Source organism: Bradyrhizobium liaoningense (assembly GCF_018130955.1).
Taxonomy (GTDB): domain Bacteria; phylum Pseudomonadota; class Alphaproteobacteria; order Rhizobiales; family Xanthobacteraceae; genus Bradyrhizobium; species Bradyrhizobium liaoningense_C.
This window is the reverse complement of the sequence record NZ_JAFCJM010000113.1, coordinates 1-10,463: the sequence shown is the minus strand read 5'-3', so window position 1 is coordinate 10,463 and position 10,463 is coordinate 1. Positions and strand designations below refer to the sequence as shown.

Sequence of the window (10,463 nt, the reverse complement as noted above, 5' to 3'; positions counted from 1 at the left end):
ATGAGACGGCCGGTGTAACCCGTCGCGCCATAGACGATGAGGTCGAAGTCCCGCTTCACGACGCTGGTCCTCCTCGAGACCCGGGAGAGCGCTACCCCTTACTCGGACCGGTCTTCCGCCGGCTGGATTGCACCATCTTGCCTAGCGCACTCATTCGATCACCTCGTTGGCGCGGGCTGAGCAGGCGCCTAAGAGGTGGGGATGCCAGGCCATTTTATGCCGTCCCGGAGCCCGGCGAGGACACGAGGACGCGCAGCAAGTGGCATTCGAGGGGCAGCCGCTTTCATTGAACCATCCCATCGCGTTCGACGGAGGATACCACAGTTCCTGTCTTGGGGCGCGCAACGTCCGATTGGAGTCAATACGCCATTTTGACCGCGGGCGAGCCACTTCCGGTCTCCCCTCGATAAGCGGACAGTTTCCGGGTCGGTCGGCATGTCCCAAACGGGCCAACACCGGAAGAACTCAGGGTGAGAAAATCTCGTCCGAGCGCTCGAGAGCAGACATCGAGGCGGCCGAGGAGTCGATCGGTGTCGCAAAAGCGACGCAGCACTGACGGATCGGATCGCGGGAGCCGAAGCCTCGTGTTGCCCCGGAAGCAGACTTGAAGGAGAAGGGGCGAACGCGACAGCAGCCGCAAGGTCCTCGTGATTCCGCTAGTCAAATCGCACAGGTGCAGCAAATGCTGCCGCACGCGGCGGTCTCAGATACGAAGCCTGTTGACAGGCATCGGCTTCATTCGTCCTTCCATTTGATCGAGCAGCCGATAGACGCCTTTTGGTCAGCCGGCGCCAGACCGGTGGTCGCAATCGCGCGCATGGCCTCGACAAGCTCTCGGGGCCCCCCCGCGCGCGGCGGAGTTGTACGCCCTTCGTCGAGCCGGCCGCGATACTTGAGCTTGCGGTCGGCATTGTAACCGAAGAAGTCCGGCGTACAGACCGCCCCGTATGCCCGAGCGACTGTCTGGGTCTCGTCGTGGAGATATGGAAACGGGAACTCATGAGCCTTCGCGAAACGTTTCATATTCTCAAATGAGTCTTCGGGATAGCTCGCCGCATCGTTCGAGCAAATCGCCGCAAAGCCTATGCTCTCCGACATCAGCACGCGGGCGTCCGAAACCATGCGGTCGATCACCGCTTTAACATAGGGACAATGGTTGCAGATGAAGACGACGACCGTGCCTTTTTCACCCGCAACGTCGTCCAGTGCGTAAGTCTTGCCGTCGGTGGCCGGAAGCTGGAACACCGGCGCCGGCGTATCAAGAACGACTTGGGTAGCTGCTGTCGCCATATCGCACCTCCTTGCGCCCAAATATAGGCTGACGAGCGCCTGCTGGGGCACAGTTTCCAACGCCTGCCCGCCAGTCGCGTCGTTTTGGCCATACGTTAGCCAATTCCGGTCGCCCCTTAACAGCCGCCATTGGGACGAGCGCGGGATTTCGTCGGTTGACCACGAACGGACGTTAGCAGTTCCAATGTCCCGGCGCGTGGGGCTGCAACTGTGATAAACTGCCGTCTAAAGTCTGTTCGTCCGGCGGCTCTGAATGATTGTCTCGACACTCACCGCCGGGTACGCTCCTGCGATTTTCTTTCGCCGATCAGACAGGGCACCCGGGGCTCTTTCTCGGCGGCTGGGACGATCCCGCTCTCTGGCGTGAGGCCCGCAACCTCGCGAACAAGCTTGGTCCGGATCGCTTCCTGGAATTTTTCGCGATCTTTGATCGTCATGATGAAGGCGCCCGGCCCTCCGATCACGCAGTCCTCGTAATAGAGATCGAGATTCTCGATATCGGTCGTCGAGAGGGATGGCTCCTTCACCATGATCGGGAGGCCGTTGATGATGATGCCTTTCTCGAGGGCAGCGTCTCGCGCGCCGGTTACGGGGGCTCCGTCGTTGTTCGGCCCGTCGCCGGAAATGTCGATGACGCGCCGCAACCCGCGATACGGATTCTCTTCGAACAGCTGCAGTGCGAAATTAATCGCACCGGAAATTGAGGTACTCGAACCTCGGCGAACCGGCGTTTTCATGATCTCGGCGGCCACGGCATCGGCTGATTCCGGGCTGTCGATCACGCGCCAGGGAATGATGATCTTGTCGTCGCCCGACATCGACCACTCGAAATAGGTCACGGCCACCTTGCTGCCCGGAACGGCACTGAGCGCCTGCAGGAAGTCTTTCGACACGATGGCCTGTGCATAGCCTTCGCGCTGAATGGCAAGTTCGTCCATATCCATCGAATAGGAGACGTCGACGGCGATAACGAGCTCGACATTGACGGATGATACATTGTGTTTGGTGTCGGCGAATCGAGATTTCGGGTTCGGCGCGGCAATGCCAGCAACGTCACCTCCAACTAGCGTCCCCGCAACAAGCGCCGCCCCGACCGAGACACACCAGCGCATGGCGGCCCTCCCGTCCTTTCACGAGCATGGTGACACCCAAAACGCGCTCCGAAAAGCGGAAATATGCCATTGTCGTCCACGTTCGTGGCAATCGAGGCGGAGCTCCCTTCATGCCGCTCGAATAGCGAGCCGCAGTTAGAAAGACGCGCTGCACAGAAGGTTCCTGGATCACGATGGAACGGGATGTCTGCTCGGGGTCAAAATGCGAAGAACTCGGCCTGAGCAAAACTAGTCCGCTGCCACCCACGAAGCGGACCTTAATGAGACGGTTCGCCACTTCCCTGATGGGCCCACAAGCGGACTACGCCGCCCGGTGCAACTCATCGATTTCCTCGCGCAACAGCCCGAAGTCGATCGGCTTGGTCAGCAGCCCAGCAGCCCCGAGTTCGGCAGCTTTCTTCATTGTCGCTTCATCGCCGTAGGCCGTGATCATGATCACGGACGCGTTCGGCCGCGCCGCCTTCACCTTCGGCAGCATTTCAAGCCCGCTCATGCCCGGCATGTTGATGTCCGACAGGATCAGTAAGGGATCGGCGATCGTCTTCGCGTGCTCGAGCGCCTCGGGCGCTGACGCCGCAAACTCCATGACAAAATGTCCGGAGCGAATGTCGCGACGGAATTGCTGGCGAAACAAGTGTTCCACGTCGGGTTCGTCATCGACCACAAGGATATAGGTGCTCAATCTCTCTGCCCCGGCTTCTGGTCGCTATGACACGCGGCAACGTAATGATGAATTCTGTAAATGAACCGGGTTCAGTCACAACTTCAATTGTACCTCCGTGCTGTTTCACCACGATGTCGTGGCTCATGGACAGCCCGAGCCCGGTACCTTCACCGGCCGGTTTTGTCGTGAAGAACGGGTCGAAAATCTTCTCCTGGATGTCGAGCGGGATGCCCATACCATTGTCGCGGATACGCACTTCGACCCTGTCGCCCAGATTTCGTGTTACCGCCTTCAACCTCGGTTCAAAGCCGTTGTCGGCCGCCCCTGCGCGCTGGGTTGCGGCGTAAAACCCGTTCGAGATCAGGTTCAAAAGCGCCCGGGTGACCTCCTGCGCGTAGACGTCGGCAACCCCGACCGCCGGATCGAAATCGCGCTCCAGCGTGATGTTGAAACCCTGTTTCTTTGCCCGGGCTCCATGGTAGGCGAGGTTGAGGCTCTCGTCGATGATCGCGTTGATCTCGACTGGCCGATGCTCACCCGAGCCCTCGCGAGAATGCAGCAGCATGTTCTTGACGATGGAGTCGGCGCGTTGACCGTGCTGCACGACCCTCCCGAGGTTGTCCTTCAACGTGCCGGTCAGCTCTTTGACTTCCTCGCGGACCTTGCCAGGCAGTGCGACTGGCTTGAGTACCTCGTTCAACTCGTCCGTCAACTCGGATGAGACTGCGGCAAAATTGTTCACTAAATTGAGCGGGTTCTTGATTTCGTGCGCAATGCCGGCGGTCAGCTGCCCGAGTGCCGCCATCTTCTGTGCATGACCAGGCTCGCTTGCGCCATCTGCAACTGGTGCAACGCCGTTTCGGCGGCGTCTCGCGCCGTACGAATCGCCTCCTCGGCCCGCTTGCGCTCTGTGATATCGCTGTAAATGAGCACGAAGCCACCGCCAGGCACCGGATTGCGGCGCACCTCGATCACGCGGCCATCTGGCCGCGTGCGCTCAAAGCGCAGCTCCCGCCGCGGGGCTTCGACGGTGCGGCTCAGTTGAACTTCGAGATCAGCAGAAACGTACTCGCCGCGATCGGCAAGATAGCGGAAGAACTCGACAAAGCTCGGCCGTTCCGCAAGAAAGGCGTCGGGCAGATCGAGCATCTTCTGGAAATTGCGGTTCCGCGCCGTAAGTCGCGCCGCAGCGTCGAACATGACCACGCCGTCGCCCATATTGTCGAAGGTGACGCGCAGCTCTGCCTGGCGCTCGCGCAGCTCCTCAAACAGGCGCGCATTCTCAATCGCTATCACGGCTTGGTCAGCAAAGGTCGTCGCGAGTTCGATCTCCTTATCCGTGAAGGACCCGACGCGCGTCCGCGCAATGCTATACACGCCTATCAGCGTATCCTCTCGAAGCAACGGAATGCCGAGAGTCGTGCGGTAGCCTGCGATTTCCTGCCCTTCACTGAGAGTGTATTCCGGATCTTGCAAGACGTCGGGAATGAGGACGGCTCGACGCTCCAACGCGGCCCGACCGGACGTCGAGCCGCGACCGGGAATGAAGGGATTGTTGTGGAAGAAATCTCTTGCCTCTGCCGAAAGACCGCAATCTGCGACCAGATGCCAGAGATCATGGCGCAGATGGAACATATACACCTGGTCTGCCCGGCAGAGGCGCGCCACTGTTCGCACCAGGGTGTGGAGCACGGACCCAAGTTCGACCGTGGAACGGCTGATGACCTTGAGCACTTCGGCGGTGGCGCTCTGCTGCTCCCGCGTCTCTTTCAACTCGCGGGAGAGGATGCTGACCTGCTTTTGCAAATCGGCAGCGGAAGGGGCCACCATCGCGCGAGCCTTGGGCCTATTCGCGCGCCGACCCTTAACCGGTTTCTCGCTTCCACCACGTTGTCGCATTTCGCTCCCCTCGGGCGGGCCACGACAAGGCTCAATCTTATGCAAATCCTGCGTTTCCCGCTACGGCAAGAAGTCTGCCTTGGGTCGCGAGCGTCGTCCCCTGCAATAGGCGGCTGACCGTCAACTTCCGCTGTGCCCCGTTAGCGACCGAGATTGCGCGGCGCTGCAATATGTCGCGAAGGGCCAAAACCGGAAGTCGCCGCGAGCGATCCTGCACAATGATGTTGCGGATGTTGCGGGTTTACCTATGCCCAAATGCTCCAATCAGGGCAACATAGGAGGCAAAGGAGTTTCGGCTGTCGAGCTCCTGATCGAGTCGATCCCTCAAGGTATTCAAGTCGCCTAGATGATCGATGGGTATACCCTTCGAAGTGATGTTGGGCATCAGTGCTGCCAAGAAGTCGGGTAGTAGACTCCTGAACTCGGGGCTATTCCCTACCGGCAATTCGACGCGCAACTGCGGCGCCTGCAGTCCAGCAGCAATAAAGCCTTGATAGAGTTGCTGCTCCATTTCGGTGCTGGCACCGCCAGCCTGCATGGCATCACGCGCTGCTTCTGTCACGGACAGGCGCAAAGGTAGGTGGGCTGTATAAGTCAGCCACAATTTCCATGTTGGTTCCTGCAGCGCCAAGAGGCCGCCCGGACGCAGCATTCCATAAAGGCGCCTTATGATCGCTATCGGATCAGGAACAAACTGCAGAATAAACCTCCCAATGATAGCGTCGAACAAATCGGGGGGCACGTATTCAGCAATGTCGGCACGATAGAAAGACATGTTTTCGAAGCCAAACGATGCGGCGCGTCTTTGCGCAGTTTCAATTGAGGCCTAATCGAGATCAATGGATGCGACCTGGCCGGTGGACCCTACCAGTTGAGCAGCAATCATGGTGACATCGCCCATGCCGCAGCCGATATCGAGCACACGCATCCCCGAGGAAATGCCTGCATCGCGCAAGAAGCGTTCAGTCAATGGAGCCAACACACGAGCTTGGCGGATCAGCCGCTGTTGCTCGACGCTTGTATATCCGAGAACATAGTCCGCTTATTGCAATGGCATGGCGGCGTCCTTGCAGTACTAACTCACGGTGAGGAGCCTGCAATGTGTCTCGAGTCGAATTAAGAACAGCGGATCAAAAGCGAGCATCGCACGACTGCACCGTCATCGACGTTTGACAACTATGGAGGTAGGGTCAACCCCGACCGGTCCCGGAAAAACTGTGCTTGTCAGCTATCCTATCAACGAGCTGCCGATCAGCAAAGCGGCACCCAAGAGCTGCGGATAGAAATACCGGCAGGTCAGCCGGACGGCTGTAGCCTCTTGGACAGAATTGAACGTCTGCTCGGGGTCAAAATGCGAAGAACTCAACGTGAGCAGATCCAGTCCGCTATGCTCCGTTGAACAGACCTGAATGGGGCGCTACGTGGGCTTGTAGGTAATTCGGCTCTGGAAAGGCGTGGGAATATCGATGACAATCCAGCCAGGCAATCTATTCGCGGATGTGGCGGATGTTTCGGCCGCCAACATAGGGGAAGAGGCGTTCAGCGAGATCCTCGCGCGGCCTGGCTTGAAGATCGAGCGCATTATATCGCAGGGGCAAACTAGTCCGCCGGGCTTCTGGTATGATCAGGCGTGGAACGAGTGGGTGATCGTGCTGAAAGGGCGCGCCACATTGCAGTTCGAACATGAGCTTGCCGCGCGATCGCTGGGCGTGGGGGATTACGTCTTCATCCCTGCAAGGAAACGCCATCGCGTCGAGTGGACGGAGCCGCAACGGCCAACGGTCTGGCTCGCCGTCCATTTCGAGTGAGCGCTTATCGCAATCGGATCAGCCGAGTGCGGAGATCGACCAGTCTATTGGTCCGCATCCGCGCACGGGGATGCGCCGACGTGGATGAGGACCGCTTTGGGTCACAAGCGGCGGTCGGGGCAAGCGCGGCCCGCGTCCGGTCTACCCCCGATGGCCGACATCACAATGGCCTCAACCTTGTTCAGCTAGAGGCCAGAACCGGAAGTCGGCCCGCGTCAATCGATCACCTCGTCCGCGCGGGCGAGTAGTGAGGCCGGGACAGCGATCCCAAGCGCCTTGGCAGTCTTGAGATTGATCACTAGCTCGAATTTGGTCGGCTGCTCGACCGGCAGGTCGGACGGTTTCGTTCCCTTGAGAATCTTGCCTACGTAAATCGCGGCGCGCCGAGTCAGGTCGGACGGGTTCGGTCCGTAGGACATAAGGCCGCCAGCCTCGACATAGTTCCTGAAGGGGAAGACCGCTGGCAGTCGATGCTCTGCCGCAAGGTCAACGAGGCGTCGTCGCTCAAGTTGGAACACGGGTGTTGGCCACACGACCAGTGCATCCGCGCCCGCCATAGACATATTCGAGAAGACCTCGTCGAAGTCATCCCGCCGCCGCGCCTCAAAAACTTGAAGCTTCACCCCGAGCGCCCGCGCCGAGGCATCGGCCTCCTTCGGTCTAGCCTCTCTGACAAGGGCGGGCATGGCGTCTGGTTTCAAGAGAAGGGCGACCCGACTGGCCCCCGGCACGGCTTCCTTGATCAACTCCAGGAACTTGCCGATAAGGTCGGGAAGGGTGACAGAAAACCCTGTGACGTTGCCGCCAGGCCGCGCCAAGTTCGCGACGAGGCCCTCTTCTACCGGATCACCAACAGAGTGAAGACGATGGGGATAGTCGCCGTCGCCCGCTTGGCGGCTATGGCGGCGAGTGTGCCTCCAGCGGTCAAGATGACATGGACCTTGAGCATAACCAGTTCGGCCGCGAGCGCGGGGAACCGCTCGGGGTTACCCTCCGCCCAGCGATAATGGATCGTCACGCTCTGGCCCTCGGCGTAACCGGCTTCGCTCAGTCCCTGACGGAACGCGGCCAGAGACACCTCCGTGTCGGACGAGCCGATACCGAGGTAGCCGATCACTGGCATAGCCGGCCGTTGCGCGCGCACTGCGAACGGCCATACAGCTACCGCGCCGCCGATTGCCGCAATGAAGTCTCGTCGCTTCATGTCCGCCCCCGGCTCGGAGCCAATATCCTATCGGCTCAGACAACCATCCGATAGGTGCACCGCACGCTCGCTGATGTCTCTTGCGGGTCATTCGCGTCTATCTGGCCGCGTATCAGCCATATCCGGTCTGGCCTCGACTGCTGACACGCCGGACGCCGTCGCGATCTTCGCCTTCGGGCCAATTGCTGACTCATGCACCGCAGAAAAAGGACGCTCTATTCGATCACCCGGATGCCCGCGGGCACAATTCATTCGGGCAACCCCGCTTTCCGAAGACCCTCAATATACAATGTCACGTTTGATTGTCCGCCCCGAGCGATATATTTGGATATTGTAAAGGCGGGATCAATCTCGAGCACACGTGCCACCGCCTCACGCGCCTCCGCATGCCGCCCGAGATGAGCGAAAGCGGACACGAGACAGCGATCCGTTGGCGGAAAGGAAGGGGTCTTACGAAGGGCTTTCTTCCCCGCGACGATGGCCTCCTCAAACCGACCAAGCTCGATAAAGGCCATGCTCATCCCATAAAACGTGAAGTGTAGCTGCGGGTCGACCGGGCTCATGCGAACGGCACGTTCATAGCTCCGAACCGCTTCCTCGGGCAGCCCCGCAATTCGATAGACATTACCTCTGCAGTGCCAGGCGTGAAACGAATTGGGGTTGAGCGCGACCGCCCGGTCAGCCATTTCGATCTCGCGTTGACTATCGCCGACCATAAACGCCGATACTTGGGCAGCCATTGCTAATATGTCTGGATCACCATCGTCGAGGCTCACGGCCATGCGAGCAAGCCGAACTGCTTCTGTGCGCTCGAATTGAGGGTCGATCGCATGGCCAAAAAGGACGTTTTGCATGTGACCGATACCTGCCAGAGCAGCGGCACGGCCGAACCGCGGGTCCAGTGCTAAGGCGTGATGCGCGAGCCTCACCGTCTCGGCCACACCTTCGCGGGTCGATAAGCAAAACTGCTGGATGGCGCGGAGAAAGAACTCATAGGCAGTGAGGTTCTCCGGTTGCCGCCGCGCTGCCATCGCAATTTCTGTCTGACGCAATTTTGGCTCGATGGCCGAGACAACGGCGACTGTCACTTCGTCCTGAAGAGCGAAAACGTCTGTCAGGTCACGCTCGAACCTGTCCGCCCAGATGTGCGCACCCGTCACCGCATCAATCAACTGCGCCGTGATGCGGACTTTCCCCGCCGCCCTGCGCACAGCCCCCTCGAGGACATAGCGCACGCCAAGCCTGCGTCCGACCTCCATGATATCCACCGCTCCGCCCTTGAAGGTGAAACTCGAATTGCGAGCGATCACGAACAACCATTTAAAGCGGGATAGCGCGGTGATGATCTCCTCAACCATTCCGTCCGCGAAGTATTCTTGTTCGGGATCGCCGGACATGTTCTGGAACGGCAGCACAGAGATGGAGGGTTTGTCTGGTAGCGCAAGGGTGAGTATTTCCGGTTCTACCCTGTCGTCGGGGAGGGCCGCACTTCTACGCCCTTCTTCCCGCACTGGTACGATAAAACGGAAGCCCTTCCGCGGCAACGTCTTGATGAGGCGTTGCTCCGCCCCGGTGTCGCCAATTGCAGTCCGGGCGGCATTCAGGCGGGTTGTCAGCGCCGCGTCCGATACGCTTCGCCCATTCCAAATGGCCTTGATGAGGTCGTTCTTGCTGACAACTCGCTCCCTGTTGCGGATCAGGTAGTCGATCAGGTCAAACACCTGAGGCGCGACGGACACAACGTCCGCTCCGCGATGCAACTCGCGCCGGTCGGTGTCGAATACGTACATCCCGAAAAGATAGCGCAAGCTGCCAATTCCGTTAGGCGGTCTCTAGTCATGGGGGCCTAGCAACACTCGGAACACAAAGAATAAGCTGCCGATAAGGAAAATGTAAGCAGCACGTTAAGCGTGCTCGCTGGGGTCTTGGCACCTTGCCTGGGTGGAAACGACGTACCCAGGGATGCTGCAATGAGCAAGATCTACCGTACGGGCCTAGCCCCGGCCGTATCGCAGCGACGCAATTTCAACGCCTTCAAGAATTTATGGGGCGCGTTTCAAGAATGGCGGAAATGGGAGCGGCTAAGAGGCGATCTTTGCAGCCTAAGTGATCAGGAGCTAATGGATATCGGGATTACGCGGGGCGAGATCGACTACGTCGCCTCGAACCGAGATACCGACCCGCGAGGCATCCGATCCGCCGGATGATGTCGACCTCTGGCAGCGGTGAACGATCTGTCGGAAAGTGGTCGACGCCGGCCGCGTCGTGGCCCAGATACCGACTTCCAGTTCGGGTCAAAGTGCGAAGAACTCAGCCTGAGCAAATCTAGTCCGCTCCGACCCAATAAGCAGACCTCGGTCAGAGGCGTCGCCAGTTCACTGATGGGCCGATTTTGTTGCAGAAGTCGGTAGGATCGACGCTCTCAGCCGGGGCAGAGATCTGAAAATTTGGGCTCGCGATCTCTCGGCCGCCTGCCCGGCATGGGC

General features: G+C 59.5%; 6 protein-coding genes and 4 pseudogenes. 2 read left to right on the top strand and 8 right to left on the bottom strand.

Features of this window, described 5'->3' with window-relative positions:
• Positions 1–735: 735 nt before the first annotated feature.
• The 6 genes and pseudogenes from JQ632_RS38365 to JQ632_RS38340 form a co-directional block, all read right to left on the bottom strand.
• Positions 736–1,290: a thioredoxin family protein gene (locus JQ632_RS38365; protein WP_212407906.1), complete on the bottom strand. Its 555-nt coding sequence runs from the start codon at positions 1,288–1,290 to the stop codon at positions 736–738.
• 269 nt (positions 1,291–1,559) lie between these two features.
• On the bottom strand, positions 1,560–2,402 hold the full coding sequence (locus JQ632_RS38360; RefSeq protein WP_212407905.1) for a DUF1194 domain-containing protein: 843 nt from the start codon (positions 2,400–2,402) through the stop codon (positions 1,560–1,562).
• A gap of 301 nt (positions 2,403–2,703) precedes the next feature.
• Positions 2,704–3,084 (bottom strand): response regulator, encoded by a 381-nt coding sequence (locus JQ632_RS38355; protein ID WP_212407904.1) that lies wholly within the window; start codon positions 3,082–3,084, stop codon positions 2,704–2,706.
• Positions 3,056–3,921: pseudogene (locus JQ632_RS38350) on the bottom strand (sensor histidine kinase); the annotation flags it as partial. The pseudogene JQ632_RS38350 and the gene JQ632_RS38355, both read right to left, overlap by 29 nt.
• Before the next feature lie 87 nt (positions 3,922–4,008).
• Positions 4,009–4,896: pseudogene (locus JQ632_RS38345) on the bottom strand (PAS-domain containing protein); the annotation flags it as partial.
• A gap of 310 nt (positions 4,897–5,206) precedes the next feature.
• Positions 5,207–5,989, bottom strand: a pseudogene (locus JQ632_RS38340) (class I SAM-dependent methyltransferase); the annotation flags it as partial.
• 442 nt (positions 5,990–6,431) lie between these two features.
• On the opposite strand from JQ632_RS38340, the gene JQ632_RS38330 reads away from it, so the two are divergent.
• Complete coding sequence (locus JQ632_RS38330; RefSeq protein ID WP_212407901.1) at positions 6,432–6,773, top strand: cupin domain-containing protein; 342 nt, start codon at positions 6,432–6,434, stop codon at positions 6,771–6,773.
• Between the two features lie 215 nt (positions 6,774–6,988).
• Here JQ632_RS38330 and JQ632_RS38325 read toward each other — a convergent pair.
• Together JQ632_RS38325 and JQ632_RS38315 are read right to left on the bottom strand one after the other, a co-directional pair.
• Positions 6,989–7,896: pseudogene (locus JQ632_RS38325) on the bottom strand (ABC transporter substrate-binding protein).
• 329 nt (positions 7,897–8,225) lie between these two features.
• Entirely contained in the window at positions 8,226–9,785 is a 1,560-nt protein-coding gene (locus JQ632_RS38315) for a winged helix-turn-helix domain-containing tetratricopeptide repeat protein (protein ID WP_249152829.1), read from the bottom strand.
• 162 nt (positions 9,786–9,947) lie between these two features.
• Between JQ632_RS38315 and JQ632_RS38310 the strand changes: the two genes are divergently transcribed.
• Positions 9,948–10,184, top strand: coding sequence for a DUF1127 domain-containing protein (locus JQ632_RS38310; protein ID WP_212407898.1), 237 nt, complete (start codon positions 9,948–9,950; stop codon positions 10,182–10,184).
• Positions 10,185–10,463 lie beyond the last annotated feature (279 nt).